The sequence below is a fragment of the Vibrio sp. Isolate23 genome (assembly GCF_022398095.1).
GTDB lineage: Bacteria > Pseudomonadota > Gammaproteobacteria > Enterobacterales > Vibrionaceae > Vibrio > Vibrio coralliilyticus_A.
In genome coordinates this window covers 333141-360004 of the sequence record NZ_JAKEUV010000002.1, presented here as the reverse complement: position 1 = coordinate 360004, position 26864 = coordinate 333141, and the positions used below count along the sequence as shown (strand labels likewise).

General features: G+C 42.7%; 25 protein-coding genes. 6 read left to right on the top strand and 19 right to left on the bottom strand.

Annotated elements, in window-relative coordinates:
* Positions 1-48: 48 nt before the first annotated feature.
* Both L1D31_RS08695 and cls read right to left on the bottom strand, forming a co-directional pair.
* Positions 49-1254, bottom strand: coding sequence for a cystathionine beta-lyase (locus tag L1D31_RS08695; protein ID WP_239836685.1), 1206 nt, complete (start codon positions 1252-1254; stop codon positions 49-51).
* Positions 1255-1341: 87 nt separating this feature from the next.
* Complete coding sequence (gene cls, locus L1D31_RS08690; RefSeq protein WP_239836684.1) at positions 1342-2796, bottom strand: cardiolipin synthase; 1455 nt, start codon at positions 2794-2796, stop codon at positions 1342-1344.
* A 405-nt stretch (positions 2797-3201) separates the two neighbouring features.
* On the opposite strand from cls, the gene L1D31_RS08685 reads away from it, so the two are divergent.
* From L1D31_RS08685 to L1D31_RS08675, 3 genes are all read left to right on the top strand, one after another.
* Complete coding sequence (locus L1D31_RS08685; RefSeq protein WP_345772832.1) at positions 3202-4632, top strand: sodium-dependent transporter; 1431 nt, start codon at positions 3202-3204, stop codon at positions 4630-4632.
* A gap of 122 nt (positions 4633-4754) precedes the next feature.
* Positions 4755-5450 carry a TIGR01621 family pseudouridine synthase gene (locus L1D31_RS08680; protein WP_239836683.1) on the top strand — a complete coding sequence of 232 codons (696 nt, stop codon included), beginning with the start codon at positions 4755-4757 and terminating at the stop codon, positions 5448-5450.
* An 11-nt stretch (positions 5451-5461) separates the two neighbouring features.
* Complete coding sequence (locus L1D31_RS08675) at positions 5462-6394, top strand: class I SAM-dependent methyltransferase (protein WP_239836905.1); 933 nt, start codon at positions 5462-5464, stop codon at positions 6392-6394.
* Between the two features lie 272 nt (positions 6395-6666).
* Here the strand turns inward: L1D31_RS08675 and L1D31_RS08670 are convergent, their stop codons facing one another.
* From L1D31_RS08670 to L1D31_RS08650, 5 genes are all read right to left on the bottom strand, one after another.
* Positions 6667-7272 carry a CDP-alcohol phosphatidyltransferase family protein gene (locus tag L1D31_RS08670; RefSeq protein WP_239836682.1) on the bottom strand — a complete coding sequence of 202 codons (606 nt, stop codon included), beginning with the start codon at positions 7270-7272 and terminating at the stop codon, positions 6667-6669.
* Positions 7265-7912, bottom strand: a complete 648-nt coding sequence (locus L1D31_RS08665) for an ATP-binding cassette domain-containing protein (protein ID WP_239836681.1) — start codon at positions 7910-7912, stop codon at positions 7265-7267. The genes L1D31_RS08670 and L1D31_RS08665 overlap by 8 nt, the downstream gene beginning before the upstream one ends.
* Positions 7878-9587: a thiamine ABC transporter permease gene (locus L1D31_RS08660; RefSeq protein ID WP_239836680.1), complete on the bottom strand. Its 1710-nt coding sequence runs from the start codon at positions 9585-9587 to the stop codon at positions 7878-7880. The genes L1D31_RS08665 and L1D31_RS08660 overlap by 35 nt, the downstream gene beginning before the upstream one ends.
* A 33-nt stretch (positions 9588-9620) precedes the next feature.
* Positions 9621-10763, bottom strand: a complete 1143-nt coding sequence (locus L1D31_RS08655) for an ABC transporter substrate-binding protein (protein WP_239836679.1) — start codon at positions 10761-10763, stop codon at positions 9621-9623.
* Positions 10764-10966: 203 nt separating this feature from the next.
* Positions 10967-11413, bottom strand: a complete 447-nt coding sequence (locus L1D31_RS08650; protein WP_239836678.1) for an META domain-containing protein — start codon at positions 11411-11413, stop codon at positions 10967-10969.
* Between the two features lie 213 nt (positions 11414-11626).
* On the opposite strand from L1D31_RS08650, the gene L1D31_RS08645 reads away from it, so the two are divergent.
* Positions 11627-11875 (top strand): DUF1289 domain-containing protein, encoded by a 249-nt coding sequence (locus tag L1D31_RS08645; protein WP_239836677.1) that lies wholly within the window; start codon positions 11627-11629, stop codon positions 11873-11875.
* 42 nt (positions 11876-11917) lie between these two features.
* On the opposite strand, the gene L1D31_RS08640 is transcribed toward L1D31_RS08645, so the two are convergent.
* The 9 genes from L1D31_RS08640 to L1D31_RS08600 all read right to left on the bottom strand — a co-directional run bounded on the left by L1D31_RS08640 (position 11918) and on the right by L1D31_RS08600 (position 21611).
* Positions 11918-12139, bottom strand: coding sequence for a hypothetical protein (locus L1D31_RS08640; RefSeq protein ID WP_239836676.1), 222 nt, complete (start codon positions 12137-12139; stop codon positions 11918-11920).
* Positions 12140-12470: 331 nt separating this feature from the next.
* Positions 12471-12872, bottom strand: coding sequence for a GspS/AspS pilotin family protein (locus tag L1D31_RS08635; protein ID WP_239836675.1), 402 nt, complete (start codon positions 12870-12872; stop codon positions 12471-12473).
* Between the two features lies 1 nt (position 12873).
* Positions 12874-13170, bottom strand: a complete 297-nt coding sequence (locus L1D31_RS08630) for a YciI family protein (RefSeq protein ID WP_239836674.1) — start codon at positions 13168-13170, stop codon at positions 12874-12876.
* Positions 13171-13283: 113 nt separating this feature from the next.
* Positions 13284-13682: an acyl-CoA thioester hydrolase YciA gene (gene yciA, locus L1D31_RS08625; RefSeq protein ID WP_239836673.1), complete on the bottom strand. Its 399-nt coding sequence runs from the start codon at positions 13680-13682 to the stop codon at positions 13284-13286.
* A gap of 92 nt (positions 13683-13774) precedes the next feature.
* Positions 13775-14326 (bottom strand): septation protein A, encoded by a 552-nt coding sequence (locus L1D31_RS08620; RefSeq protein ID WP_239836672.1) that lies wholly within the window; start codon positions 14324-14326, stop codon positions 13775-13777.
* A 139-nt stretch (positions 14327-14465) separates the two neighbouring features.
* Positions 14466-14708, bottom strand: a complete 243-nt coding sequence (locus tag L1D31_RS08615) for a hypothetical protein (protein WP_239836671.1) — start codon at positions 14706-14708, stop codon at positions 14466-14468.
* A gap of 290 nt (positions 14709-14998) precedes the next feature.
* Entirely contained in the window at positions 14999-17515 is a 2517-nt protein-coding gene (locus L1D31_RS08610) for a response regulator (protein WP_239836670.1), read from the bottom strand.
* Positions 17516-17917: 402 nt separating this feature from the next.
* A complete protein-coding gene (locus tag L1D31_RS08605; protein ID WP_239836669.1) occupies positions 17918-20443 on the bottom strand; it encodes a response regulator in 2526 nt (841 codons plus the stop codon).
* Entirely contained in the window at positions 20436-21611 is a 1176-nt protein-coding gene (locus L1D31_RS08600) for an acyl-homoserine-lactone synthase (protein ID WP_239836668.1), read from the bottom strand. The genes L1D31_RS08605 and L1D31_RS08600 overlap by 8 nt, the downstream gene beginning before the upstream one ends.
* Positions 21612-22258: 647 nt before the next feature.
* Between L1D31_RS08600 and ihfA the strand changes: the two genes are divergently transcribed.
* Positions 22259-22555: an integration host factor subunit alpha gene (gene ihfA, locus L1D31_RS08595; protein ID WP_045974367.1), complete on the top strand. Its 297-nt coding sequence runs from the start codon at positions 22259-22261 to the stop codon at positions 22553-22555.
* A 118-nt stretch (positions 22556-22673) separates the two neighbouring features.
* Here the strand turns inward: ihfA and L1D31_RS08590 are convergent, their stop codons facing one another.
* Together L1D31_RS08590 and yeiP are read right to left on the bottom strand one after the other, a co-directional pair.
* Positions 22674-22994, bottom strand: a complete 321-nt coding sequence (locus L1D31_RS08590; protein ID WP_239836667.1) for an HI1450 family dsDNA-mimic protein — start codon at positions 22992-22994, stop codon at positions 22674-22676.
* 2 nt (positions 22995-22996) lie between these two features.
* Positions 22997-23563, bottom strand: a complete 567-nt coding sequence (gene yeiP / locus L1D31_RS08585; RefSeq protein WP_239836666.1) for an elongation factor P-like protein YeiP — start codon at positions 23561-23563, stop codon at positions 22997-22999.
* Between the two features lie 136 nt (positions 23564-23699).
* On the opposite strand from yeiP, the gene L1D31_RS08580 reads away from it, so the two are divergent.
* Positions 23700-24467 (top strand): nucleotidyltransferase domain-containing protein, encoded by a 768-nt coding sequence (locus L1D31_RS08580; RefSeq protein WP_239836665.1) that lies wholly within the window; start codon positions 23700-23702, stop codon positions 24465-24467.
* 13 nt (positions 24468-24480) lie between these two features.
* On the opposite strand, the gene L1D31_RS08575 is transcribed toward L1D31_RS08580, so the two are convergent.
* Positions 24481-26844, bottom strand: coding sequence for a DNA polymerase II (locus tag L1D31_RS08575; protein ID WP_239836664.1), 2364 nt, complete (start codon positions 26842-26844; stop codon positions 24481-24483).
* Positions 26845-26864 lie beyond the last annotated feature (20 nt).

The window sequence follows — 26864 nt, the reverse complement described above, 5'->3', positions numbered from 1 at the left end:
ATTTTAAAATCAAGCCCCCAGAGGGGGGGCTTATAGGAGTTTGTTAGATCAAACGGTAGTATGTTGCTCTAGAATGAGCGAATTATAGCGCTCCAAGCCACGTTCAAGATCAGTGAGCAGATCGTCGATATTTTCCAGCCCTATATGTAGCCGAATGAGTGTGCCTTCGAAGTTGGGGTTCGCAACGGTTCGTAGGCTATTAAAGCTTTTTGGCTCGTTCGCTAAAATCAGACTTTCAAACCCGCCCCAAGAGTACCCCATACTGAAATGCTTCATACCATCAAGCAGTGCCGTGGTGGCGCGTGGATAGCTAGCTTTTAACACAAATGAGAATAAGCCATTACCACCAGTGAAATCACGTTGAAAAAACTCATGGCCAGGGCAAGTCTCTAGTACAGGGTGGCGAACATGATCGACTTCCGGACGATTTTGTAACCACTTAGCAATTTTCAGGCTGTTCTCTGCATGTTGGCGAAGACGAACGTCGAGAGTACGAATGCCACGTAGTCCAAGATAGGCATCATCAGGTGACACACACTGGCCCATTAAATAGCTTTGTTCTCGCAACTGATCCCAGTGTTTTTCATTTGCGACAGCGGTGCCCAGCATGACATCAGAGTGGCCAACAATGTACTTAGTCGCGGCTTGAATGGAAATATCAACACCATGCTCAAAAGGTGAGAAATTCACGCCAGCGGCCCAAGTGTTGTCGAGCATGACAACGATGTCATGTTCATGGGCAATTTTGGCTAAGGTTGGAACGTCTTGTACTTCCATGGTAATCGAACCGGGTGACTCTAGGAACAGCACTTTGGTGTTTGGCTGAATTAAATCACGGATACCTTCGCCTATCACTGGGTCGTAATAGGTTGTTTCCACTCCCATCTTCTTCATGATCTTGTCACAGAAGTCTCGAGTTGGTTCATAGCAGGTATCCACCATCAGAATATGATCGCCTGACTCAACAAAAGAAAGAATCGCGTTGGAAATAGCTGCTGTACCACAAGGGTACAAAGCGCAGCCGGCCCCACCCTCAACTTCAACCATTGCATCTTGGAAAGCAAAGTGAGTATGGGTGCCACGACGGCCATAAAAGAGGGTTTTATTTGCTCGGTTAACCGTTGCGTGATGTTTTTCTGCAACGGTATCAAATACGACAGTAGAAGCGCGTTGAACTGGTGGATTCACGACCCCATTGGTCCATTTTTTGTCTCGACCTGCGGTGACCAGCTTGGTTTGCTTATCTTCTGACATTGAAAATCCTTATCTGAAAATGCGTTGCCTTATTTAAAACATGGCAACGCATTAATAGCAAGAGAGTCAGAAGTCAGAAATTACTTATCATAGAAGAGGATTGAATAAGTAGTAGGTTCGCTCTAAGAAACGTGAATATAGAGAGCGCTTTTTCCACTCCTCTAGTTTTACTTCATGAGAGGTTTCTATATAACTTTGTTGCAGCCAGTACATTTCTTTGGTGAAAGCTTCGTCATCAATGGCTAGCGTCAATTCAAAATTGAGCCATAAGCTGCGCATGTCAATATTTACGGTGCCAACTAAACAGAATTGCTGATCTATGACCACGGATTTGGTATGCAGTAGGCCGCCATAAAACTCATAAATTTTTACACCTGCTTCCATAAGTTCTGCGTAAAAAGCACGTGAAGCCCATTGCACCATGAGTGAATTATTTTTTTGCGGAATGATCAGCTCAACAGTAATGCCACGCTGCGCTGTCATTTTAAGCGTTTCGAGCAGATCCGCGCTGGGTACAAAATATGGTGTTGTGATTCTCACTGATTGGTTTGCCTGATTGATGGCAAGTGTCAATACCTGAGAAATTAGGTGCTCTGGCATCCCTGGTCCTGAAGGGACGACTTGAACTGGGTGCTGAGGCTCGTTAGGGTCTAATTGGCATTCTGGTAATTGGGGAAGAGAGCGCGACCCAGTTTCAACTTCCCAGTCCCAGCAGTGGATGGCAGAGAGTACGTTAACGGTTGGCCCTGTCACCCGCACCATGATGTCTATCCATTGACCAACCCCTGATTCCTGTTTGAAGAAGGCAGGATCAACTAAGTTCATTGAACCTGTATAGCCAATCTTGTCATCTATAACGATGATTTTACGATGCTGACGTAGGTCGAGGCGGCGGAGAAAAATACGCCAAGGGCTGACCTCTAAAGCTTGTACGACTTCAACCCCAGCTGTTTGCATCATCTTGAGCCACTGACTGCGGAAGAAACGTAGGCTGCCAGCAGAGTCAAGAAGCAGTTTGACTTCTACACCGCGCTTCGCAGCTCTGATCAGAGCAGAAGCCACGGCATCAGCCAATCCACCCGGATGCCAGATATAAAAAACCATTCGTACACTGGTTTGCGCATTCTCAATATCTTCAATGATCGAATGTAGAATGTCATTCGGAGAACTTTGTAATGATAAGGTGTTGCCACTCAGGGCAGGTAATCCAAGTCGATTGTTACACAGTTCATCAATGCGATAGATGTGACGACCGAAGCTCTCAGTATCGTGTGCATGGCATTCATTAAGGCTGGAAAACCATTTGGCGAACGGAACGAACATTTCTTTTGCTCTTTCTGCTCTTCTTCGGCCGAGGTTTAGTTCCCCAAAGAGGAAGTAACAAGCCACGCCGACGATAGGAATGATGTAGATGATCATCAGCCAAGAGAGAGACACGCTCACCGCTCTTCGTTTGAGAACAACTCGTAATGTTACCCCAGCAACCAGAATCCAGTAGAAGACAATGCCAGCCAATGTGAGGAAGTGATAGAACTTTTCCATTCAATTTCCTGAATAAATCAATCGCTTGAGTATGATAAAGGATTAACCTAAATATTAAATCCAGTTAGGTGCGGCGACAACAAACATTTCGTTTTCAAATGTTGTTATGAGTAATGTGACGTAGTGGGTTAGATAAATATCCTAAATAGAATTATCATGTTACAAAAGTGTAAAATGTAGATAAAAGGGGAGGTTTTAGTTCAAAAAAGCAGCGTTTAAGCGCGATATACCGTGCGGTGGTGGGAATTTACACTTTTTGGGGTTCCAATTTTAATCTCAAACTGTTTTACTTGCCACATTGTTAGGGTCACCTAGAATTCTAATAAGTGTAAATTTTTTTATACACTCAACTTTTCGACGCCTAACGTAAGCAAACACAACTTATAAATTTTTAATGGAGTAATCGTGGCTAACAGTATAAGTGCACAGCCCCGTGATACATGGGGGTCTAAATTAGGCTTCGTTATGGCCGCAGCAGGTTCCGCTGTTGGTTTGGGCAACATATGGAAGTTTCCTTACACGGCAGGTGAGAGTGGTGGCGGTGCGTTCGTTGCTATCTACCTGATTTTTGTAATTTTCATTGGCTTTAGCGTTATGCTGACAGAATTCGCTATTGGCCGTAAGACAGGTCTATCTGCAGTAGGCGCATTTAAGTCTACTGATCGTCGTTGGACATTTACCGGCGTTATCGGTGTTGTCAGTGGCTTGCTTATCATGGGCTTCTACCCGGTAGTAGGCGGTTGGGCACTGGCATACATCTTTAAAGTAGGTGGTGGTCTGCTTAGCACGCCAGAAGCTATTGGTGATAGTTTTGGTGGCTTTATCTCTGACCCAGTACAGCCACTGATATGGATGGGTATTTACCTGATGTTTAACATCGTTATCGTAATGAAAGGTATTTCTGGCGGTATCGAAAAAGCAGGTAAGATTCTGATGCCACTATTATTCCTTATCCTGATCGTTGTATCAGTGAAAGGTCTGATGCTTCCAGGTGCAATGGCAGGTCTAGAGTTCCTGTTCATGCCGGACTTCTCCAAAGTGGATAGCAACGTAGTTCTAGCAGCGCTAGGTCAGGCGTTCTTCTCTCTAAGTCTTGGTATGGGCTGTATGATGACGTACGGTTCTTACCTGAAGAAGAAAGAGAACCTAGTTCAGACAACCGGTATGGTAACGGCGATGGATACGGGTGTTGCTATCCTAGCAGGTGTTGCCATGTTCCCAGCTATGTTCGCATTCGGTATGGAGCCGGCAGCAGGCCCTGGTCTGGTTTTTGTTGTTGTACCTCAGCTATTTGCTGAAATGGGCGGCGTTATTGGTCTTCTGTTCGCACTACTGTTCTTTATTGGTCTAACCGTGGCGGCACTGACATCTTCGGTATCATTGCTTGAAGTTGTAGTTTCTTACCTAATCGATGAGAAAGGTATGAAGCGCCCAACAGCGGTAATCGCAGCAAGCTCAGTAATGGCGGCACTATGTGTGTTTGCTTCTCTATCTCTGGGTGGCGTTGGTCCAACTCTGTTTGGTACCGGTGCATTTGATATCTTCGACCTACTGACTGATAAGATTTTCCTAGCGGTTGGCGGTATGTTGGTATGTATCTTTGCGGGCTGGCGTCTAAGCCGTGCTGACCTTGAGAAAGAAATCACGAACGACGGTGAAGTTTCTTTCCCAATGTTTGGCTTATGGTACAACCTAGTGAAATACGTTATCCCTGTTGCTATCGCAATCGTTGCTTTCATGGGCATTAAGTCCGGCTTCGATAGTGGCAAAGGTGAGATCATGCTACTAGGTATCGGAATCATTGCGTTTGCAGGTGTTCTTTCTAAGAAACTGTAGCGCTGAATCCAGTTAACAACGTAAACGGGGAGCCTACATGGCTCCCCGTTTTGATTTGCTTATCTACTTGTGGAATTAGAACGCATAACAGGTATACTCATGCGTCCAAAGTGGAGCCCTCTATGTTTGATATCGTTTTTTCTCACTCAGACTTTGTCGTCATTGACAAATATCCCAATGTTTCAGTTCATAAGGATGATGGCGAAACCATGTTGCTACATGAAGTGGCATTAGTTACTGGTGATGAGCAACTCTACCTTGTGCATCGATTGGATAAGATGACTTCTGGGCTTCTTTTGCTTGCGCGCAACGCTGCGGCTGCGAGTGAGTTATCGGCACAATTTGCTCAACGTCGTGTGGAAAAATTCTATTTGGCGATTGGTAGTAAGAAGCCGAAGAAGAAACAAGGGCTTGTCAGTGGTGATATGGAGCGCTCGCGCCGCTCTGCATGGAAATTGACCAACTCTCACTCAAACCCTGCGATCACGCAGTTTCTTTCAGCTAGCGCGGAACCGGGTGAGCGTTTGTTCTTGTGCAAGCCCCATACAGGTAAAACTCATCAAATCAGGGTAGCACTAAAGTCGGCCGGTTCACCTATCGTCGGAGATGCGATTTATGCCCCCACCAGTAAATCAGACCGAGGTTACCTCCATGCATTTGCGCTTGAATTTGAGTTTCATGGAAAAGCATTCCAGTTTGTCTGTGACCCGAGAGAAAATGCTCTGCTTGGTGAGAAATGGCGGCAGGAAAATGTCAGCCAAGGCATTAATGCTTGGTTAAAACCTTGGGAGCTCTCATGGCCGAAAATCAAAAAATAACAGGAACCAGTATGCAGGTTGAACAACTTCCTACATTCTTCGCTCACATTTCGGAGCAGTTATCGAGTACTTCCAACGAAGTCAGGCGTGTATTTCACGGTCGAGGCCGTGTTTACCAAGGTTTAGAGCAGATCACTTGTGATTGGGTCGATTGCCAATTGCTGATCAATATATTCAAGAGTGTTGATGATGAGTTTCTTGAACAGCTCAAACAGGGATTGCATGAGCTATCTGAGACTGCGCTATGGCAGGAGAAAGGTGTCAAGTGTGTGGTTATCCAACATAGATACAGCGAAGGTTCGCCATCGGAAGTGCTTATCGGTGAACTGAACACTAAACCTATTGTGGTTGAGTCAGGGTTGAAGTACCAACTCGACATTGGTCGTAACCAAAACTTTGGTTTGTTTCTCGATATGCGCTTAGGCCGAGAGTGGGTTCAGCAGCATGCTAAACATAAAAATGTTCTTAACTTATTTGCTTATACCTGTGGATTTTCAGTTGCGGCTATCGATGGTGGGGCTGATCAGGTTGTGAATGTCGATATGGCAAGAGCGTCTCTGTCGAAAGGGCGAGATAATCATAGATTGAATGAGCACAACCTTAATCAAGTGAAGTTTCTGGCTTATGACATTTTTAGATCTTGGGGAAAAATCAAAAGATCAGGGCCGTATGATCTAGTCATCATCGATCCACCTTCATTTCAAAAAGGTAGCTTTGCGCTAACCAAAGACTACAAGAGAATTCTACGTCGTTTGCCTGAATTGCTCACCGATAAGGGCGAAGTGCTTGCGTGTGTGAACTCTCCTCAGGTCAGTAGCGATTTCCTAATTGAAAGCATGAAGGAAGAAGCGCCACAGCTGAGCTTTGTTCAACGGTTAGATAATCCGCCAGAATTTGCTGATGTTGATAGTGAAGCGGCGCTTAAAGTGATGCTGTTCCGCTAAATTTACTGAGATCTTTGTAACTCTATATTGACCTCAACTTAACTTGAGCTTCTATGCTGAAGTCAGAATTACTTCAGTTGGGAGAACGGATATGCAAAATGACTACATCAAGGAATTATCAAAGAAAACATTTCAGGAAGAGACAGCACTAGAATTCCAATCTATGCCGAAACGTCAGTTTCATGTTCCGAGTTTCTTCTCCGGATTGTTGGTCGCAGTGATAGTCAATTTTGTCCTCTAAAAAAGGTCGCATTGAGCGACCTTTTTTATGTCTATTTCAGAGTGTGGAAACCTGAGTAGATGCGAGTAAAGGTCGTGAACCAGCAGGCTGTGCCAAACAGGTATGCAATGATGGCAAAGTGCTGCGGGAAAAGACAAAACGCAATGAAACACGTTATGGTTTCAGTGCCCTCAGTCAGACCACTCATATAGTAAAGGGATTTGTTTTTATAAACAGGATTCTCAATTCCCCGTTTCCCTGCCATGACGGCAAAAGCAAGGAAGCTGCAGCCGGTACCAATGAATGAGAAAATGAGAAAAGCGCCCGCCACCGCGTTTGGCTCTGGATTAGCGACCACAAAGCCAAATGGGATCAGAGAGTAAAACAGGAAGTCGAGGCTGATATCGAGAAATCCACCTGCATCTGTGATGCCCTGACGCCGAGCTAACGCGCCATCCAAACCATCAAATACTCGGTTAATAACGATGAACACAAGTGCCAGCTCGTATTGCTCAAAGTACAGAGCAGGAAACGCCAGACACCCAAGAAGAAAACCACTTAGCGTGGTTTGGTTTGCAGTCACACCGAGTTTATCTAATACGGCGGCGGCAATGGCCAAAGGGGAGCGAATGACTTTGATACTGAATCGATCAAGCATGATGAGTATCCCATGGCCAACTTAATACTCGTCCGTTCTCAGGAACATCATCCTTGTCATGTGTGACCATCAGAGTAGGAATATTTGCTTCTGCCAGTTGAGCGATGACCCAGTCACGAAACTGTGTTCTAAGTTCTTTATCCAGTTTGCTAAACGGTTCATCTAACAGCGCTAGTTTAGGTTTGGCCAGTAGCATTCTTAGCAAGCTGACACGAGCACGTTGGCCGCCGGAAATCTGATCAGGAAATGAATCTGCGAGTTGTGAGAGCTCAACCTTGTTCAATGCAACCATAGCTTGGTGGCGTCTTTCATCGCCTTTGATTGAGTTAGGAAGGGCAAAAGCGAGGTTCTGCCACACGTTTAGATGTGGAAATAGCAAGTCATCCTGAAACAGAATTCCAACTTGTCGCTGATGGGGTTCAAGTTCAGCTAAGTTAATGCCATTTAGTAGCACGCGCCCGGAATGGACAAACTCGCTAGTCATATGCCCTGCGATCAAACTCAACAAGGTTGATTTTCCGCATCCACTGGGGCCCATTAGGCAAACGACTTCCTGCGCTGAAACGGATATATTCAAATCAGAAAATAGGGCTTCGCCGCTGGTTTTATGGATGGCGAGGCTTTCTAGAGACAGCGTCATGCGTAAGGGCATCCTTGTTCGTTTGTTTTTGATAATCAGGTTGTCGCAATGCGAATCTGCCAATAAGGATGGCAGAGACAAAGAAAACAAATGGCAAGATGGCTTGCCAAATCGCGTAGATGGCAGTAACGCGTCGATCGAAGCCACTCGAAAGAGCGACGGCTTCCGTGGTCACGGTTGCAATCCTGCCCCCACCGAGCATCAGAGTCGGTAGATATTGCGCCAAGCTCACACTGGCTCCGACAGCCCAAGCGTACAAGATGGCTGGTAGCAGCAACTTAACCTTAATATGAAAAAAGACAAAGAGAGGCGTTTTGCCAAGGCTTAATGCCGCTCGAGTATAGTTGTTGTCATAGCTTCGCCATGGGCCATCGAGTGCTAAGTACACAAATGGGAAAGCAAAGAATACGTGTGACCAGATGACCCAGATGTAATAGGCATCACCAGACAAGTAGAGAGTGGTTACCTGGATACCAAATAAGATAGAAAGCTGCGGGATAAGCATAGGTAAAACAATGATATAACCTGGCAAGTGTAAGCGAAAACGGATACGACTTTCCTGAGCCACCACACCCAATATCAAAGCAAAACAAGCGGTAACGGCGGCAATGATCAAACTTTGGTTAACCGTCGGTAATATATTGAGCCACTCATTGCTCCAAAAGCGGTCGTTATATCGGGTCGGGAGAAGGTCCGGAAAGCGCCATCGATGAGCGAAGCTCCAGATCAACATCAGTGGAAACATAATGCCGGCTAAAATGGCCGAAACGGTAAACAGCGTTTTCCCGGGCAGACTAAACCCTCTTCGACCTGAGTATTGCCACTGACCAAAATGGCCGACGAGAAGCTTTTCGACCAGTACGATTAGGACTAAAAGTAAACTGGCTAACACAAACAGCATAACCGCGCCAGATGCCGCACGAGGGATAAGTGATAAGTCGGGGTCATTAAACCACTGCCATACTAAGACGGCCAATGTAGGTGGATTGGTTGGACCCAAGATCAAGCTTAAATCGACCACGGAAACGCCATAAGCCATCACGGCAAACAAGGCGAAGCGCATTCTTACTAACCAAAGAGGGAAGACCGCCTTCCACCACATTTGTGCAGGTGAATACCCCAAAGAGGTGCTGACTTGATACAGCTTATCGATTTTAATCTGCTGCAAAACGGGAATGCTCATGAGCAGCAAAAATGGCACTTCTTTAAATGAAAGTGCCATGGCTAAACCCAGCGCATAAGGGTCATGCACTAACCAAGTTGCTTCATGTGTGTCTACGTCAATACCTAAGGTTTGAGCCAACATACGTGCAACCATACCTGTAGGAGCGAACAGAAAAGCAAATCCAATCGCGAAAGCGACGTGAGGCATTGCTAGCAAGGGTGAAAGCAGTGCTTCAACTTTTCGCCAATGGCGGTCTAACCAAAGGCTTTGAAGAATCGCAAAGCAGATTAAACAAGAAAGATAAGTACTGGCTATGGAGCTGAATAAAGTGAGCCCAATGGAGTGCTCAATCCCCGGCCATTCGAAAAACTGCTGATAGCTGCTGAGTGAGAAATCGAACAGGCCGACAGGAGGAACGTAGCCAAATGATGAGAGCAATACACCAACTAATCCGGGGATTGTTGGGGTAATGCAAATCAAAATGAATACTGTGTACGCAGCTCTTAACATCTGGCTTTCGTCACTTAATGGTTATGGTTGCTCTTAATTACCGTAGCGCTTCTGCCACTCTGTTTCCAGAGCAGCCTGCCAGCTAGGGTGTGGTTCAGCAACAGATTTGAATAGCGTTGTTTTCTTTGCGCTGCCTGTTAAGTATTGATTCTCAAGCACGGATGGATCGCCCCAAATAGACAAGTCACCTTTGCGAGATTGAGCTTCAGGGCTTAATAGAAAGTTAACTGCCACTAATGCACCCTCTTTGGCGTTGGCATTCCATGGGATAGCAAGGAAGTGAATATTAGAGAGAGCACCTCCATCCATTGCATAAACCGTTGTACTCTCGGCTAAGTTACCGTTTGCCTGAGCAGAGTAAACGGAATTTGGGTTAAATGTGATGGCAAGATCAAGCTGTCCGTCATCTAAGAGCTGTACTGTTTCTGCAGAGCTTGCCGGAAATTGCTTACCTTGTCGCCAAGCGACTTTATGGAATTCATCTAAGTATTTCCATAAAGGCGCAGTGACAGCATCAAAGTTGACCTGTTCAACCGGCTTAGCCAAAGCAGGATCATTGGCAGTCAGTTCAATCAATACGGCTTTAAGAAAGCTGGTACCATGAAACTCTGGCGGGCGAGGGTAGCTCAGCTTGTTTGGAAATGCCTTGGCGTAACTTAACATCTCCGTATAGGAGGCAGGAGGGTTGTTGAGCGTTAGTTTATCGTGAATAAAAACTAACTGCCCGACACCCCATGGGGCTTCTAAACCTTCTGTTGGCTCTGAAAAATCACGATCAACCGGTAAGGATTTATCTACTTTCTGCCAGCTTGGTAAGTGCTGAACAAAAGGGCCAAAAAGTAATTGATTGTTCTTCATAGATTTGAAGTTTTCGCCATTAATCCAAACCATATCAACGCTGCCACCTGTGTTTTTCCCAGCGGCTTTTTCTGCTATTAAGCGTGTTGTTGTTTCGGCGATGTCGGTTACTTTTACATGCTGTAATGTCACATCATAGCGCGCTTGCAGTTGGCTATTTGCCCAGCGTAGATAGTTATTGATTTCTTGACTGCCACCCCATGCATGGAAGTATACGGTTTGTCCTTTGGCTTTCTCTGTAATCTGTTGCCAATTATCTTGCGCCGTTGCCCCAAAAGACAGCAACAAGGTAGAGATGAAAGTGATCAGCCTTTTCATGGTTGTCCTTACCCTTTGAATGAGTTCATTGATGTGGTGATAGACCGTACTATCTATGGTTTTCATTCATTATGACTGAAAAAATTTAATTTTCTTATGTATTTGAAGGAATTGTAAGCGGACTGTATGAGAATTGAACATGTTCTTAGCTTAATAACAAAAAGCAGCCATTGATGGCTGCTTTGTAATATGTAGGTTAATAACTAGCCTTTCCAGTCGCTAAGCTTGAAAGTCAAAGTATGAATGTCGTTCTTTAATACCATACCTTCATCGGTCAATGTTACGTCACTCCATTCCGCCAAGGATTGAGAAAATGCGCGTTCTAAGTCCATCACGTCTCCAATACACATTTTCATCGTCATGCCCATTTTTTCAATGCGAAGTTGGTTATCCTTGAGCTCAGCTTGACCGAAAAAATTGTTACAGCCTGCATTACCATTAGCCATCAAATTTTCTCCCACTTCAAGGCGAGGTTTTTTCTGATGGTTTTCTACCTTAACTGCTTCGCCATCAATGCTAACCAGTTCCCAGTTGTGATGTTGAAGATCTTGAGCCGTAATTTGTTTCACATCGCCTCCATTGCTTGCACAAGCTGTCATGACAAAAGGGAGTGAGGCAGCAGCAAGTAATGTTTTTGGACTAAACTTCATAGTAATGAACTCCGAAATATAGAAACGTTATTCGACATTTTGTCGACTTTAATGGCACAAAGTATAGGTCAGAAAGCTCTATTTTTGTCAGGTTAAGGTCATAGTTTGTTTACAGTCACATAATGAAAGTTATTGAATTTCATTTAATTATAAATTTAATACAGTAGGAGTAAGTGCTTAAAGCGTAGCTAAGAAAACTATGATGAGGCACATATGGAACAACTAGAATTTTTTGCCGTCCCAAGCCCATGTGTAGGCGTTTGCACAGTAGATGAAAAAGGCTACTGTAAAGGTTGTATGCGCAAGCGTGACGAGCGTTTTAATTGGTTGAATTTTACCCCAGACGAACAGCGCCACATTATCAAACTGTGCCGCTTACGCTATCGCCGAAAAATGCAAGGTGCGAAGACCGAGCCAGAAGTGGGCTTAGAGCTTCAAAGCCCACAGCAAGATCTATTTTAATACCAATCTAGATTCGCCTTCTTTTTTGAAAGCGAGGAGGGTCTATTTAATTCCCCACTTATCACTTATCCAACCACCGACATGGTCGTCAAAGTGATTGCCGCTAAAGCGATAGTTTTGTTCAGGGTGTTGCTCAGATTCAGGTTTTGAATCAAGCAGTTGCTGAATGTAATTTGCCATAGGATCACCGCAATTTAGCCGTTCTTGCCGAGTCGCGACTTCTTTTATTAATTGCAGACGATAGGAATTGCTTGCGCGTTTCATTTAGGTGATCCTCCTTGGTTATGACACTAATATGAAAAGTTAGGAGCCGATTGAGCTATCGTCAATATGAGATCACACTTTTAAAGAATAATTGTCTTTGCTTTGATTTTTATGTATGCAGTGGGAGGAGGATTATTTTGTTAAACAATATGACCTTAGGTGAGATTGTCTCATTTTGCCCATATAAGCAATGTCATAAAAATTTCATTAATTTATGTTAGCTCGATATGCGGTGTGGATTGATGTGAAATGGTACCTATTTATTGGAAGGCTTAAAGAAAAAGACTTCGCTTGTGGAAGTCTTTTTACATTCCAGAGTCTTTAGAGAATTTTAAGGGGTCGCGGCTTGGCAGGTTTGTTTTGTGACGATTTCGTCGACCATCAGTTGCCCGCGGCTGTTACGCATCTTAAGTCGATAGCTTAAGCCAACCTCCAAATTATTTTTTGTATCAGGGTTCGTGCAGTAACTATTAACGCTGTGACGAAGCACTTGCTTCAATGGCTTAGCGCCCTGAGCATCTTGGTTATACACCATCATGATCTCGATCATTGTGCCTTTGGAGTTTGCTCTCATGATAGAAAGTGGGCCAGCTTCCATAGGTAATTCCGAAGCCAACAAATTCGCTCGATTGGCGGCAAGCAATTCGAGCTCGCGCTGTTTATCGCCCTCTGGTGAGGCACAGCCTGCCAATATGGCAGCAGAAAGCACGGCTAAGGTAATCTTCAGTTTCATCTTAAAATACTTTCTTGAATGGTTTAACGATGACTTTCTCGTACACACCCGCCTCAATATACGGATCAGCATCTGCCCAGCTTTGCGCTTGCGCAAGTGAATCGAACTCTGCGATAACTGTTGAACCTGTAAAGCCAGCTTTACCTGGGTTATCTGAATCGATGGCAGGCATAGGCCCCGCTGTCAGTAAACGTCCTTCATCTTGAAGCTTTTGAAGTCGTTCTAAGTGTGTTGGGCGTACACTTAGACGTTTTTCCAATGAGTTTTCAACGTCTTGAGAGAAAATAACATACCACATGTATTGATGTCCTTATAATGAATAAGCGACTAAGCAGCCGGTTATTGTGTGATTTACCTAACTCTACAGAATGTAACAGCTTTTTAAAGACTTTCTGACAGCAAAGTGTGAGATTAGTTTTGTTTGATTGGACGAGGTTTACCCTCAGTATCAATAGCGACGTAGTTGAATGTCGCGTCACACACCATAAAGCGATCTTCTACACCATGTTCTTTAACCGGCTTTACCCATACTTCGAGATCAATACTCATTGATGTGCGACCAATCTTGGTACATTCACCGTAGCAGCAAACCACATCACCCACCTTTACTGGCTTTTTAAAGGTAATACTTGAGACGGAAACCGTCACAATACGCCCACCCGATATTTCTTTAGCCAAAATCCCACCAGCTAAGTCGAGCTGAGACATGATCCAGCCTCCGAATATATCACCGTTCGCATTAGTATCTGCAGGCATTGCAAGGGTGCGCAAAAGCATTTGTCCACGAGGGGAAGTGATTTCTTTACTCATTTTGACATCCGTAAAACTAAACAGCGGCCGAAGTGGCCGCTGCAATATCTCAAAGGGGAAAAATTAGTATGAATTATATCAAAAGCGTGTGGTTAGTCACCAGAATTGGCTTCGGATTTATCTTTTGGCAGATGTTTATAGATGTAGATACCTGTGATTAAGGTGAAGCCAAATGTTGCTGCGAGTAAGCCGAAGACTTTGAAATTAACCCAAACATCGAGCGGAAGTTTAAAGGCAATATAGACGTTCACCCCAGCACAGAAAGAAAAGAAGGCAACCCATGCCCAAGTCACTTTTGACCACACGTGGTCTGGTAGGCTGATTTCTTTACCTAACATACCCTTTATCGCGGATTTGCCTATTACATGGCTTACTGCAAGGCCGATAGCGAAAACGATATAAACAATAGTGACTTTCCATTTGATGAAATCATCGTCGTGCAGGAAGATGGTCATTCCGCCAAACAGCGCAACCATAACAAAGGTGATCAACTGCATTTTCTCGATTTTCTTATATAAGGCATAGGTGATAACCAATTGGATAGCCGTTGCTATGATTAGAGCACCTGTCGCCACATAGATATCGTGCATTTTGTATAAAACGAAAAAGATAATGAGCGGAATAAAATCGATCAGTTGTTTCATTATTGGCGGTTCTATAGAGTTTTGGGGGGATTCAGTCTAACCAAGTCTGATGAAATCACAAAGGTATTAAAAGCAGCGGATTTAAAACCTTTCAAGTGTTCAGTGGCTGGCCATATTTGACCAGCCTAGTACTGATGACTTATGAATGCATTTCTAATCGCCTAATTAGGGGCTTAATATCTTCGAGGTAGCCCTCGTCTTTCAAGTTAGAAACGGCAACTTGAAGCTCTTCATTGGACATTGCGAAACAGCTCGATTTGCCTGTCATATAGTTGAGGTAGTCGTGATATTCATGCTCAGTAAAGTGACCAAGACGATCAACCAACAAGCTTTTAATGCCATGATGAATAAGGCGATAGTATGTATGACGATGAATTTCCATAAGCTGCCTCTCTTAGCTATGTCAGCCTGATGTCTCTCTCAGACTGAGAAAGTGGCAAAGACAAAATATTGCCACTTTTTCATTCATAGCTGTCTAAAAGCATAATAAGTGCCACAACTATTGAAAATGCCATTTCATAGATTTTTTATTAACGATATTAACCAGTTAATGTGGGTTAAAGTCACGTCAACATCCAAACACATATGAGGCGTTGATAATGAAAATGAGTCCTTGAGTTATCGCATGATAGGTGACATGCAAATTGCGAGTCGTTTTGAAACAGCGATGTATTAGACAGGAGCAGGTGCTAATGCAGTGGTCAACACCTCATCTAATGCTTGCTTTGATGTCGGCTTGGATAAATGACCATCCATCAGTTCATTGATTTTTTTTAACTCTTTATCACCCGACTCTCCGGACAGAGCAATGATGGGCAAAGATGGGTGTGAGCGTTTGATGATGCTAGCCGCTTCAAACCCATCCATTATCGGCATTTGAATGTCCATAAAGACGAGATCAATAGGGTTATTCTGAATCGTCTGAACTGCGACCTTCCCGTTATTGGCTAGTAGGACGTTATAGCCTAGTTGCTTGATATACAGTTGGGCTAGGGAGAGCTGAGCCTGCTTATCATCAACGACCAGTATTAGAGGTCTATCCGTGCTGGCTTTTGTCGGTTTTATTGTTGAATCAGAACTTAACTCAAGCAATGGTCTACAACTGTCAATATTCACATTATTTTCAGTAAGGTGGCGATTTTTAGCTTTATCCAAAACAGTAGGAAAAGTCAGATAAAATGTAGTGAATTTACCAATTTTTGAATCGCAATGAATAGAACCTCCAAAGGCTTTCATGACTCGTGTGCAGTAGCCCAGCCCTAAGCCGCTTCCTCCACTTTTATTGTGGCTGAAGAAGTCATCAAATATACGTTCTTGATATGCATGAGGAATACCCGGTCCAGTGTCTGTAAACATGACGGTATTTTTACTTTGTCCCTTCTCGGTTCGTATCGTGATAGTACTCTCTGGGTAATAGTCAAAATAATACACAGCGTTTCGAAGTAGATTGAAGAGGACGAAGTTGAATAGAGTCTCGTTAATCTCGACAATGAAATCTTCCTTTACGTCCAGAATCACTTTGCTTCGTAGTGAGTCATTGTCAAATCCATATTGATTGACTGCTGAAATGATTATTGAAGCGATGGACGAAGAAATCGCTGGTTCTTGATCAAGAGAAGCGTTATCAATTTCTCTTAAAATGATGTCGATGAGTTGCCGTCCTCGATTGATGGCTTGTTTCCCAAGATTGACATGAGTCGCAAGGGTTTCATATGGCTGTCTTCCATTTATTTTTTGTGCAAGGTTCTCGAATTCAAGCTGAACTTGAGCAAGAGGGTTACGCATTTCATGAGCGATAGAGTTTGCTAAGGCTTGGGATTGGCGTACTTGCTGTTCATATGTGATATGAAGTTGAACTTTCCGAAGGACACTCTCTAATGCAGAGATCTCTTCATAGGAAAAATAGACCCCTTCTGATTTTGAGTTTGAGACCAAAACATGGGAGAGCTCTTTGTTGTCGCTGTAGATGGGAAGGACAAGGCCAGATTGGGTCTCTTTCATATTGCGGTGTACGACACTGAGCATCATATCTTCGGTCTGTGAGAGTCTTTCCTCAACTTCGTCAATCACCAATGGAGCAGTCTCTTTTTCAAAGTACTGCTGGTAAACGTCTGCGCCTTGATAGCGGTCTAGTAGACGAAGTTTTCCTTGAGAAACTCCTAGGTACTCAGCGAGCTTTGCCATGACTTGGGTAGGCGATTGATGAAAATCTTTTTGTAGAAGAGCTATTTTATCGACCGGAGATAGCGGTTCTCCGTAGAATAATCGACTACTTATTGTTCGAATCTTTCCATAGAGTTTGGGCCAGGATAGACCGATCAACATGGCGACAATTGCAAGCTCTGAAACACTAGTATCCTCAAGCGAATAGAATAAGGAAATAGAGCACGCATATACAAATGCGGTTATTGTTACGTTTAAAAGGATGTAGCTAATATATCTAGGGCTATAGAATCTAGAAGTCAATATGGCATAGCCCATAAATAGAACCTCCCGGACAGATAAAGCCGGAGGTAGCCAAGTTAAAGAAAAATCGTCAAAGAACAGAGTCAATCCAAGCTGTATAATCGCTGTTGAAAACATAAATATGGTCATTCCCAGAATCATGTAATTGATGCGAGTTCTGCGAATTAGGTTTGGGGTGTTTTTTAGACGTATTAAATTAACTAGCGTGAGCAGGACTAAAATAGCAAGCCCTGAAAAAAATGGCTTGGTACAAGGGCCAAAATTCAGCTCAAAGTTACTTGGACCAATAATACTTATTCCACGAACAGTTAAGTCTGGTATCAAGTTGCATGAGATGGCAAAAATCGCTGTGATGGCAACGATAATACTTTGCCAACGAGCAATAGAACGTTGGGTGTAGAAACAATACAGCTTTGCTGAAAACAGATAAGCCGAGGTAAATGCAACGAGAGTGGACAAGTTTGCAATCACTGCCATACTTACAGCAACATTGCTACCAAACTTGTTGAGAAACCCCGTATGAAAGTAACTATTGCTTAGAATCCAGAAAAACAGCCCAGCCATATAGCATAGGTAGTAGTAATATAGTCGTATGCTAGATTTTCCATGCCGCCTGATGAGTGTTAAACAGAAGTATATCGCCCAAACCAACAAGGATAGTGCTGCAAAAATTAGGAATAAAGCTTTAGGATATAAAACCTGATCCAATAAATAACTGAACATAATGTTCTTATTTTACCAATTTATGACGTCGATTTTAATGAAGTATAGTGATTTAACTATTCCCTAATGCGCTATTTATAATGTCTCATCCAAACTGTAATTCATTTAAGCCAAGTATAGTTTGGTGGATTATGATTATTTGCAATATTTCTTTGGGGAACTGTATGTTTAGAATTACTATTTAATGAATCATGATTATTATCACTTTAATTATTGATTTTTTTTGGCAATTAAGAGGCAGATTATTACGTATCCTATAAACAAAATTGTCGTTGTTATTGAAGTTACTAACATAGCTCATACCAAGTTGTTGGGACTCAATAAGTTCTAAAAATTTCATACCCCACTAAATACTCTTATCTTTTTATCTATGGTATGTAGCTAGTGGGGCTGGTTACGTGTTTAGTGTGTACTTATAGGTAGTGCAGACGTAAGCATATGGTTTAAAGCTTCCTTGGTTGTTGGTTTAGAAAGCCGTCCATCCATCAACTCACTTATCAGGTTTAATTCACGCTCACCGGATTCGCCAGATAGAGCAATGATAGGAATTGTGGGATAGGAGCGTTTTATTATACTCGCAGCTTCGAAACCGTTCATTACTGGCATCTGTATATCCATAAAAACAAGATCAATAGGATTACTTTGAATGATCTCTATTGCCACTTTACCGTTGTTTGCCAATACAACATCATAACCTAGTTGCTCAAGATATAGTTTAACAAGCGAGCGTTGAACTTCTTTATCATCAACGACCAAAATCATATGCTTATCGGGCTTTTCAATGTTATGGGCTAAGTTACTGATGAAGCTATTTGTTTCTTCGGTTGTATTTTTATGAGAATGAGGGGAATGGTCTCGAACTTGCGCCACAGGAGGTGCAAACGATATTGATGGGAACGAAAGATGGAACTCTGTATAACTCCCTTCCTGAGAGTAGCAGCGTATTACACCGCCAAAAGCTCTCATCACACGCTGACAATAACCTAACCCTAGACCGCTTCCTCCACTCTTGTTGTGGCTAAAGAAATCATCGAATATACGCTTGGTTAAATGTTCAGGAATACCGGGACCTGTATCCCTGATAATAACGTAATTTTCATATTTACCGGCAATGGTTTGTATTTCTATTGTGCTTTGTGGATAAGAATCGAAATAGTAAATAGCATTGCGCATTAGATTAAACAAAACAAAGTTAAATAGCGTGTCGTTTATCTTCACCACAAAATCTTGATCGATATTGAGAATAACGCGGTTCTTTACATCATCATCTTCAAAGCCATACCTGTCTACAGCTGTGCGTATAACAGATTGTATTGACGTTGATATTGCTGGTTCCTGTTCCAAAGATGAGTCACTAACTTCTCTCAATATAATATCTATAAGTTGCTTGCCACGCTCAATTGCATTCTTCCCATCTAAAACATGCTTATTAAGTTCGTCTCGTGAGGTGCCGTTATTTAGCTTGAGCGCAAGGTTTTCAAACTGAAACTGAACTTGAGCAAGAGGGTTTCTCATCTCATGCGCAATAGAATTCGCTAATGCTTGGGATTGTCTTACCTTTCTGTCCGCGTTGATATACCCCTGAACTTTTTTAAGTACAGACTGTAAGGCTTGGATTTCTTCACTAAAGAATAAGCGACCATCACTCTTTTTATGGGCGACTAATAGATGTGACATATTGTTTGTGTGGTCATATATTGGGAGAACCATCGCAACGTTGTCTGCACTCATTTTCTTGTATAGTTTTGAAAGCGAATGCGCAACGTGTTTGCTGCTAATAGGCAAAGATTCTTCAATTTCTTCATAGATTAGAACACTACCAGTCCCTTTTAAGTGTGAGGTATAAAGTGTTTCATCTTGTATATTTGAAAGTAGCTGTAATGAGTTTTCATTTATTCCCAAAATGGTGGCAACTTTACGTAGTGCTTGACCCGTTGAAACTTGAAACTCATCTTCTAACTGATAGAGTTTTTCTTGTGGCGAGAACTCGTCATTAAACACCACTCTACTCGCTGAGCGGCTACACAGCTCCATTAATGATTTCCAGCTCAACCCTGTTATAGTGATGAATAGGATTCCAATCAAAACAATGTTTTCTGTTTCAAATACATGAATTAAAAACAGAGTAGGGAATAGTAGCAAACTAATGGTTAGGCCCATTGCAGTGAGTTTATAGATAATATGGTGGCTACTATAGAAGCGAGATGTTATTAATGCGTATCCCATTAACAACATCTCCGTTATAGAAAGCGCTGGTGGCAGCCAGGCAAAGGAGAAGTCTTCAAATAACATTGGTACGACAACATGAATCGCAAGAGTGGAAATCATGAAGACGCCAATACCAAACAGCATGTAGAGAGATTTAAGCTGCTGAAGTGGTTTTGCGTTACGTGAGTATTTAACTACGCTTTTGAAAGATAGTAATATTAGCATCATAACGGTTAGAAAGAAGTAATTAGTTCCTTCTCCGAAATGAATGTTAAACACACCCACATCATCGATTGTAATTCCATCTATCATGGAGTAATTACCGATATTAGCAATGAGCACGATCACAGAGACTAAACCTAAAAATGTTATTTCAATCCATGATCTCTCACCTTCCTTCTTTGCAAGCATCAAGCACACTATGTATGCATTTGCAAATGCAAGGTAAGAGGTGACATTTGCAAATAAAGCTATCCCTATCGCAACGTTATCACCCCAACTAACTAAGTACGGAGAATAGAAAAAGGCGTTGCTTAGTGTCCAACCTAAAATCGACAGGGAGTAGAATAAGTAAGGTAACTTGATCTTCCCGAGTTGAATACTACTGCTGCGGTTAGCCGTTTTTGCAAAGTAAAAACTCCAAGTGAGAACAATTGCAGCTACCATGAAAAGCAGTAGGAATGCAGGATGTATCTGGATGTTAGTAAGCAACTCAAGCATCACTTTCTTCCAAAATCATAATTTTTTGCCTAGCCATAGACTTATATCGTTTAAAGTCGATATTTGTATATTGGCGGTTAAATTCTTGTACAAGCCACATACCTCTGTAGGTTGGACATTCACCCAGATCGAAGCAACCGCAGTGAACATATGCGTCACGTTCTAATCGGGCGTAGAAATTTAACAGCCAAGGGTTATTAATAATTGTATATGCGCATCCATAACCAGCTTCAGCCAACTGCTTAGCCATTTCCTTCTGAGCTAAGTAAAGAAGATACAGTTGTTGAATCTGGTTTCCGGATACTGTGAGCCTAAGTATCTCACATAGTTTGGAAGAATAGTTAGCTTTAGCCATACAATCTGAATCAAATTGTTCTAAAGTTGATAGATTTTCATTAAGTTGATTAAACGCTCCTGTCCTATTTATCTCTTTTATGGTTCCTTTCGAAGCGAGCAGTAGCCAGGCTTCATGTTGAAAAAACGGACTAAAGCTCAGCCAGCGATGTTTATGCTGCCAATCTGTAACCATGGCTGATGAGCACAGACACGGATACTTGCTTTCGGTTGAACTGTGGAACATAACGAAATGTTGACCGGAAGAGGAGTGTTCCATAAGAAAAAGCAGCTCATACCATTTTTGTTTGATGATAAATAACTCAATATTTGAAAGTAAGACCGCATCATTTATTCGATAGAGGCCGTCATCAAATGGAACGGAAACAATAAGCGGAGCCTTTGATATTTCTGCAATAAGGTCGCTGTAGTAGTCGCTGTCATTGTAACTTAGAGTGGGAGTTTTTGGGGCTGTTCCCAAGCGCTTACTGTGTAACTTGTAGCGTTCGACTAGTGCCCAAAGTAATGGTAATGATTCAAAGTGTTTTAATGCTACTTGTTCCAGAAAATAGTCCAATTCCTCGGCTAATTCTCCGGTAGCTGGTTTTTGCTTTGTAAGAGAAACGTACTCTTTGGTCCCTAAAAGTGTATTTAGATCTTTTAGGTTCAAATCCGTACGCACTTTCAGTACTTGTTGTTTTCTTTTGCTAATTAATGCTTCAAGTATTTTTGTATGTTGCGGTATATCAGCAATTTTTTTTAAAAGCTCGTTAGATTGAGTTTGAGATAACCTATCTTCTTCCAAAAATGAAGATAGCATTTTGATAATTTTCATACAGAGTTAGCCAACAGTAGTTATTTATTTGTCAATACATAAGTACTAACTTTCATATTCTAAACATTTATTGCTGATAAAAATAAATGCATGGCTCACGTTATTAATATAAATATTGGTCAATTGAATGAGTCTTATTCTTCATACACAAATAGCCGTAAACCAGACTGTAAAAATAATTATCAAGTTAAGTGCTACCATACAAAATTTTTACTTTGTGTTTTGTTGCTTAGAGAGGCGGAAGATAAGAGTGCTGTATTTTCAAACATCTACCTGCCTCTTTCATAGCAATCGAGGTGCAAAGTAAAAATGTTTGCATATTGAATGCGTTCATCTCTATCTCGAGTTGAGTGTGGGAAATTTCCAATTATTTCAGTCTTTAATATTGATTCTTTTCATTTTTCAGTCTAATTATTTGAAAAATAAGGAGTTATTAAATTTTTTCGGAGTTGGGTTGGCTGTTTTTTTCATATATCTATTTGTTTTTTATGATTAAATAGCACTCAATTAACAAAAAAGTTGGCGAAAATCAGAAGGTTGGCATACACTTTCCCAAGTAAAGCCGATATGTTGTTGATTGGCTGGGCAAAATGCTTTGGCGCTACCCATTCGGTAGCAATGTTTAACACAGCTTTGAGGAAAGTTTTATGGCGCTCACAAAGGCCGATTTGGCAGAAAACCTGTTTGAGAAGCTCGGATACAGTAAACGGGATGCCAAGGAAACGGTTGAGGCGTTTTTCGAAGAAATTCGTAAGGCACTAGAGAGTGGCGAACAGGTAAAACTGTCTGGATTTGGTAACTTTGATCTCCGAGAAAAAAATGAACGTCCAGGTCGAAACCCAAAGACGGGTGAAGACATTCCAATCAGTGCTCGTCGCGTTGTCACCTTCCGCCCGGGGCAAAAACTAAAAGCCCGTGTAGAAAATGCCAAGGTAGAAGACTAACACGCATGATGCTTGTCAGTTGAAACCTACAGAATTCTAGAAGACGGATTAATCGATAATTCGTCCTCTAGCTATTTCTAAAAAATACCCAAGCTATACAGCTTGGGTATTTTTGTTCTTAATCTCTTTTCCATAGAATGTGGCAGAATTTGTGTTCTGGATCTCGGCTCACTAACAAACGAGCAAACACTTCATCTAACACATCATTCTCTTCATTGACTAGGCCTATACGTACTTCAGCGTAGGTTTCTTTGTTGACTTCAAAACCTACGTGGCCCGCCCAATCGTCGCCAGTTTCAACCAGTTCAGCTGCACCACGGTCATCAAACTGAGCGGTGAATATGATCACATCTGCCGCTTCTAGATTATCCGCAGCCATCTCTAGGAAGATGTCGTAAGCCGTCTCAATGGCGTCGTCATAAGAGATAAGTTCAGACATAATTAGGCTCGACTCATGTATTTGCGTTCAGTTGTGTTGATCACAATGCGATCACCTGTTGCTATGTACTCCGGTACTTGAACCGTAAGGCCTGTTGCAAAACGTGCAGGTTTTGTGCGGGCAGAGGCTGATGCGCCTTTGATTGATGGATCGGTTTCCTCAATAACAAGCTCTACGGAAGCAGGAAGCTCTAGACCAACAGCGTTGCCATCGACCACAATAACGTGTAGCCCCTGAATTTCTTCAGTAACGAACATGAGCTCTTCTTCGATCTCTTCTTTCTTGAAAGTGTACTGCGTGTAGTCTTCGTTATCCATGAAGATGTATTCGTCGCCATCGACGTACGAGAAAGCCACAGCACGTTTAAACATGTCCACGGTCTCAACCACGTCGTCCGATTTAAAACGTTCGTCAACTCGTGCGCCAGTGGAAAGGTCAGTACAACGCAGTTTGTAGATTTTTGCGCCGCCACGTCCACCTGGTGTGGTAACTTCGATATCTTTGATCAGGAGAGTTTTACCATTAGATTCAATCGCAAAACCTTTTTTAAGCTCACTTGCCCTTGGCATAAAAGTGTTTCCTTAGTGTGGAATGGAATTGTCGTATTATATACATAGAGTTTAGGGTAAGGAATATCTTGATTCGTGTCAGCGTGTAGGCGAACATTAAGATATCGAAAGTCTAACAATTATTGCTATCAATTTAATGCTTCTTTCCGTTATCGATCCTAAGCAACCTTTTCAAGAAAGGTACCAACCTGCCATCAATGATCTTATTGCTTTTCTAAGAGGAGGATTAGGCGATAATTTACACAGCGTATATATCTATGGAAGCGTGGCTCGCAAACGAGCGAAGCTACATCGTTCGAATCTTGATGTCCTAGTCGTTACGCATAAGAGCTTTAGTGATATCAGAACAACGCTCTTCAACTCGATAAAGTGGCGATTTCAGAAGTCTTACCCTTTCATCACTGAGGTCTCTTTAAAAAATACACTCGCGAAAGAAGTAGCAAGTTTAGAGAGTATTTTTTCTTGGGGTTTCCAGCTACGCCACTGTTCTGTTTGTATTTATGGTGAAGACTTATCTGAATGTTTTGGCGACTATGAGCCGAGCTGGGAAATTGCTAAACATTGGAACATGGATGTGGAAGATTGGGTTGCCGTTTATCGCAATCGTATTGCGCGCTCTGCAACGCCAGAAGAGCAGTCCAAAGCTCAGATGATTATTGCTAAGAAGCTGCTACGTGCGAGTTATTCATTGGTTATGTACAAAGACAAGAATTGGTTTGACGATCCTGTCGAGTGTGGTCAGAACTTTCTGCGCTATTATCCAGAAAAAAAGGTCGAGATAGAGCGCTTGGGGATTTTGCTCACTGGCCGCGTGATCGCAAAACGCTCTGTCATAGGTATTCTGGATGGCTTCGGTGAGTGGTTGGCGAAGCAGTACAAAAAAACCGAATTTAAGATAGGGTAAGAGCTCGGCTGGTTCAGAATAAACCTAGCTGCGGTTCGCTGAGTGTCGCAAAGTCGATGCCAATAAAAGGTAGGATAGCTTCGGCTACGGGTTTGAGTTGTTTATCAATGTAATGTTGATAATCGATAGTACTCTTAAGGTACTCTTTGGGTTCTGGACCAGATATCGTGATCAAGTATTCTATTCGCCCTTTATTTTGGTATTGCAAAGAGCGGCCTAACTGAGCATTAATTTCGTCGGCTAATCGAGCGGCACGTACTTGTGGAGGCACATTTTTCTGGTATTCGTATAGTTTTCGACGTAAGCGCTTTTGATAAACTAATTCTTCATCAAACTGACCTGCCATGGTCTTCTCAACAAAACCTCGAATGTAACTGGAAGGGTCTTCACCGTGAAAAACTAGACTGTACAAGTCTTGTTGGAAGCGTTGAGCGAGCGGTGTCCAATCGGTACGTGCACTTTCCAGACCCTTAAAGACAATTTTCTCTTCTCTACCTTCACCTATTAGGCCTGCATAACGCTTTTTAGATCCAGTCTCTTGGCCGCGAATGGTTGGCATCAAAAATTTTTTATAATGAGTCTCATATTCTAGCTCTAAGATAGAAGTGAGGTTGTATTCGTTTTTTAGGTGAGCAGTCCACCAAGCGTTAATGTGTTCAACAAGCTGGTGCCCAACCTCATCGGCTTCTCTTTGCGAGAATTTCCCGTTTAGTGATACAAAGGTTGAGTCAGTATCCCCATAGATCACCTGATAGCCTTTCTCCTCAATCAGTTTCTTGGTTTGCTTCATGATTTCATGCCCACGCATGGTGATGCTGGATGCTAGGCGAGTATCAAAGAAGCGGCAACCGGAAGAGCCCAATACGCCATAGAAGGAGTTCATGATGATTTTAATCGCTTGTGAGAAGGCTTTTTCATTGTTTTTCTTAGCAACATCACGGGCAGCCCATAAGTGTTCGATCATCTCAGGCAGAAAATGTTTGTGACGATGGAACTGACCCCCGCGAAATCCTGCTACAGCCTGATTTTCACCTTTACCTACTTCCAATTTAAGGCCTTCTATTAAGCCCATGGGATCGATGAGAAATGAACGGATAATCGATGGATAAAGGCTCTTAAAATCCAGCATAAGTACCGAGTCATAAAGATTGGGGATTGAATCCATTACGTATCCCCCAGGGCTTGCCAACCAGTTCTCAGGTTGGAGATTAGGGGCAACATAGCCGGCACGGTGAATTTGTGGCAAATAGAGATTGGTGAATGCAGCGACTGAGCCACCGACGCGATCTAACTCAACACCAGTGAGCTTGGAACGTTCAATGGCAAATTCGAGTAGGTGAGTGTGGGCAAAAATCTTGTTAACTAAAACACAATCTTGCAGGTTGTACTTGGCCAGTGACGGTTTGTCCTTTTTGAACATATGGTTGATTTCTGCCATTCGGTCATGGACGTTGTGAATTTGCTTCCCTTCGCCGAGCAGCTCCTGTGACACTGACTCCAATGACCAACTGCGAAAATGGTAGGTTGCGGTTTTCAGAGTATCAATGCCGTCCATCACCACACGACCAGGGATAGAAATAAAGGCTTGCTGTGTGCTATTTGAGGTACGGAAAAAGCTCGCTTGGTTGGCTCGCCCAATGGTTAATCGAACTTTGTTCCATTCAGCTCTTTTATGTAGGAGTCGAAAGTCAAAATCTATGACATTCCAACCTACGATGACATCGGGGTCAAATTGCCTAAACCACGAGATCAATGAGAGGAGTAATTGCTTTTCATCTTTGACCCACTCGATCTCCGTTTCTGCCTCTTGTGGTTCTCCAATCATGATGACACGGCTGTCCATTGGGCTATCTAAACCGATAGAGTAGAGAAGCCCCTTTTCTGAGCATTCGATGTCAAGTGAAACGACCTTTAACTGAGGGGTATAACTACCTTGGCGGCATTTCACATTGGCAACTTGAGTATAACCGTTTCTCTTTTGTGGCTGACCAGTAAACTCAACGCCGCCTTGAACAAAGCGTTCCATGAGATAGCGATCCGCCAGGCGTATATCATCCTCTAGGACGAGTATTTCTTGGTGCTTGAGCTTTTGACTCAGTAGTTGTGAGTCTTTAATCGTTGAACAGTAACAAGCAGCCAGCTTGGTGCCATCGAAGCTTTCAAGAGAGAGAGGTTTTACTTCGGCATCAACGGACAGTTGCTTCATCAAGGAGAGACTTGTTGCTATATCCGCTTGAGGAATAAAGAAAACAGGCTTTTCACCAATGACCACAAGCCTGGTCGGGCCGCTATCAGTCGAGAGCCACAAATCAATTTGCGTTTTACCAGAAATATCTCTGGCTTGTCGAGTAAGGAGGAAACCGTGTTGGACTGACATGAAACTGCTCTAAAAGAAAA

What these genes read in the sequence shown, in the direction of transcription:
- ihfA (WP_045974367.1), top strand. Translation starts at nt 22,259, where the DNA reads ATGGCGCTCACAAAGGCCGATTTGGCAGAAAACCTGTTTGAGAAGCTC.
- L1D31_RS08575 (WP_239836664.1), bottom strand. Translation starts at nt 26,844, where the DNA reads ATGTCAGTCCAACACGGTTTCCTCCTTACTCGACAAGCCAGAGATATT.
- L1D31_RS08635 (WP_239836675.1), bottom strand. Translation starts at nt 12,872, where the DNA reads ATGAAACTGAAGATTACCTTAGCCGTGCTTTCTGCTGCCATATTGGCA.
- yciA (WP_239836673.1), bottom strand. Translation starts at nt 13,682, where the DNA reads ATGAGTAAAGAAATCACTTCCCCTCGTGGACAAATGCTTTTGCGCACC.
- L1D31_RS08630 (WP_239836674.1), bottom strand. Translation starts at nt 13,170, where the DNA reads ATGTGGTATGTTATTTTCTCTCAAGACGTTGAAAACTCATTGGAAAAA.
- L1D31_RS08620 (WP_239836672.1), bottom strand. Translation starts at nt 14,326, where the DNA reads ATGAAACAACTGATCGATTTTATTCCGCTCATTATCTTTTTCGTTTTA.
- yeiP (WP_239836666.1), bottom strand. Translation starts at nt 23,563, where the DNA reads ATGCCAAGGGCAAGTGAGCTTAAAAAAGGTTTTGCGATTGAATCTAAT.
- L1D31_RS08580 (WP_239836665.1), top strand. Translation starts at nt 23,700, where the DNA reads ATGCTTCTTTCCGTTATCGATCCTAAGCAACCTTTTCAAGAAAGGTAC.
- L1D31_RS08670 (WP_239836682.1), bottom strand. Translation starts at nt 7,272, where the DNA reads ATGCTTGATCGATTCAGTATCAAAGTCATTCGCTCCCCTTTGGCCATT.
- L1D31_RS08695 (WP_239836685.1), bottom strand. Translation starts at nt 1,254, where the DNA reads ATGTCAGAAGATAAGCAAACCAAGCTGGTCACCGCAGGTCGAGACAAA.
- L1D31_RS08590 (WP_239836667.1), bottom strand. Translation starts at nt 22,994, where the DNA reads ATGTCTGAACTTATCTCTTATGACGACGCCATTGAGACGGCTTACGAC.
- L1D31_RS08650 (WP_239836678.1), bottom strand. Translation starts at nt 11,413, where the DNA reads ATGAAGTTTAGTCCAAAAACATTACTTGCTGCTGCCTCACTCCCTTTT.
- L1D31_RS08600 (WP_239836668.1), bottom strand. Translation starts at nt 21,611, where the DNA reads ATGAAAATTATCAAAATGCTATCTTCATTTTTGGAAGAAGATAGGTTA.
- L1D31_RS08615 (WP_239836671.1), bottom strand. Translation starts at nt 14,708, where the DNA reads ATGGAAATTCATCGTCATACATACTATCGCCTTATTCATCATGGCATT.
- L1D31_RS08665 (WP_239836681.1), bottom strand. Translation starts at nt 7,912, where the DNA reads ATGACGCTGTCTCTAGAAAGCCTCGCCATCCATAAAACCAGCGGCGAA.
- L1D31_RS08655 (WP_239836679.1), bottom strand. Translation starts at nt 10,763, where the DNA reads ATGAAAAGGCTGATCACTTTCATCTCTACCTTGTTGCTGTCTTTTGGG.
- L1D31_RS08605 (WP_239836669.1), bottom strand. Translation starts at nt 20,443, where the DNA reads ATGCTTGAGTTGCTTACTAACATCCAGATACATCCTGCATTCCTACTG.
- L1D31_RS08640 (WP_239836676.1), bottom strand. Translation starts at nt 12,139, where the DNA reads ATGAAACGCGCAAGCAATTCCTATCGTCTGCAATTAATAAAAGAAGTC.
- cls (WP_239836684.1), bottom strand. Translation starts at nt 2,796, where the DNA reads ATGGAAAAGTTCTATCACTTCCTCACATTGGCTGGCATTGTCTTCTAC.
- L1D31_RS08610 (WP_239836670.1), bottom strand. Translation starts at nt 17,515, where the DNA reads ATGTTCAGTTATTTATTGGATCAGGTTTTATATCCTAAAGCTTTATTC.
- L1D31_RS08660 (WP_239836680.1), bottom strand. Translation starts at nt 9,587, where the DNA reads ATGTTAAGAGCTGCGTACACAGTATTCATTTTGATTTGCATTACCCCA.
- L1D31_RS08645 (WP_239836677.1), top strand. Translation starts at nt 11,627, where the DNA reads ATGGAACAACTAGAATTTTTTGCCGTCCCAAGCCCATGTGTAGGCGTT.
- L1D31_RS08675 (WP_239836905.1), top strand. Translation starts at nt 5,462, where the DNA reads ATGCAGGTTGAACAACTTCCTACATTCTTCGCTCACATTTCGGAGCAG.
- L1D31_RS08680 (WP_239836683.1), top strand. Translation starts at nt 4,755, where the DNA reads ATGTTTGATATCGTTTTTTCTCACTCAGACTTTGTCGTCATTGACAAA.